This is a genomic window from Peptoniphilus sp. HMSC062D09, from assembly GCF_001811425.1.
Lineage (GTDB): Bacteria > Bacillota > Clostridia > Tissierellales > Peptoniphilaceae > Peptoniphilus_A.
On the sequence record NZ_KV804718.1, the window covers coordinates 1 to 338 of the forward strand.

The window sequence follows — 338 nt, forward strand, 5'->3', positions numbered from 1 at the left end:
CGGTCGTGAGTTTATGCAGCTATATCCGTCGGCTAACATTATGGTGGCAGATAAGAAAGATTTTGAGCCGAAAAACAGAAAGAGATTTATAGGCAAGATTGCTACAGGGGAATACGATGCGGTTGTTATCGGACATACGCAGTTTGAAAAAATTCCTATGAGTAAGGAATATCAGGAAAAGCATATTCAAGATCAGATTGATGAAATCGTAAACTATGTTGAGGAATACAAGCATGACAGAAATCAGAACTTTACTGTGAAACAGCTCGAAAAGACAAAGAAAAAACTGGAAACAAGGCTTGAGAAACTAAACGATGATTTTAAGAAAGATGATGTCA

Annotated in this window: 1 protein-coding gene; it reads left to right on the forward strand. The window is 37.0% G+C overall.

Annotated elements, in window-relative coordinates; translation table 11 throughout:
* Window positions 1-338 (forward strand): hypothetical protein (locus HMPREF2801_RS05530; protein WP_148130077.1); only part of this gene is annotated, 338 nt, incomplete at both ends.